Genomic DNA, 1015 nt, shown 5'->3' on the forward strand with positions numbered 1-1015 from the left:
CACCACCTCGACCACCCTGACGTACGCGCTCTGGTCGCTGGGGCACCACCGTGACATCCAAGAACGGGTGCGCGCGGAGGTCGCCGCGCTGGGCGCGCGGGCGCTGACCCCCGAGGACGTGCCCGCGCTCGAGCTGACCGTGCGGGTACTGCACGAGGCGCTGCGGTTGTGCCCGCCCGCGGCGGGAACGATGCGGACGCCCACTCGCGACATCGTGGTGGACGGCCACCTCGTCGAGGCCGAAACCATGGCGCTGGTCAGTTTCTATGCGCTGCACCGTGATCCGGCGCTGTGGGAGGACCCCCTGCGCTTTGATCCGGACCGGTTCCTGCCCGAACGGTCGAAGGGTCGAAGCCGCTGGCAGTACCTGCCGTTCGGCGGCGGACCGCGCTCGTGCGTCGGCGATCACTTCGCGATGCTGGAGGCCACGCTCGCGTTGGCGACGGTCGTGGGCGCGACCGACATCGAATCGCTGGAGTCGGACTTCCCGCTGGATACGCCGTTCACGGTGGTCGCCGCGCGGCCCGTCCGCGCCCGGGTGCGGGCCTGCTCCCGCGGCTAGACACCCAGTAGCCGCAGCGACGCCCACAGCGCCAGCACCGCCACCACCAGCGCCGGCGGGACCGTGCACAGCCCGAGCCGGGTGTACTCGCCGGCCCCGGCGTCGACGTCGTGGCGGCGTAACACGCGGCGCCACAACAGGTTCGACAGCGAACCCACATAGGTCAGGTTGGGGCCGATGTTGACCCCGATCAGGACCGCCAGGATGGCCGCGGCGCCGCCGGGCGCCACCAGCGGCAGCAGCACCAGCGTGGCGGGCAGGTTGTTCACGACGTTGGCCAGCAGCGCGGCGATCGCCGCGATCGCGAGCAGCGCGGGCAGTCCCGACCCGGACGGCAACACCGACGACATCGCCCGGTCCATCCCGTTGACCATGACCGCGCGCACCCGTTCTTGGATGTCACGGTGGTGCCCCAGCGACCAGAGCGCGTACGTCAGGGTGGTCGAGGTGGTG

At 71.6% G+C, this 1015-nt stretch carries 2 protein-coding genes; one reads left to right on the forward strand and one right to left on the reverse strand.

Annotation, left to right across the window (positions count from 1 at the left end):
* Nucleotides 1–562, forward strand: a 562-nt coding sequence (locus A5673_RS21160; RefSeq protein ID WP_156748447.1) for a cytochrome P450, incomplete at its 5' end; no start/stop codon positions are given.
* Here A5673_RS21160 and A5673_RS21165 read toward each other — a convergent pair.
* Nucleotides 559–1015 (reverse strand): ArsB/NhaD family transporter (locus A5673_RS21165; protein WP_304442582.1); only part of this gene is annotated, 457 nt, incomplete at its 5' end. The two genes, A5673_RS21160 and A5673_RS21165, sit on opposite strands and share 4 nt — an antisense overlap.

Source organism: Mycobacterium sp. E3198, from assembly GCF_001667015.1.
GTDB lineage: Bacteria > Actinomycetota > Actinomycetes > Mycobacteriales > Mycobacteriaceae > Mycobacterium.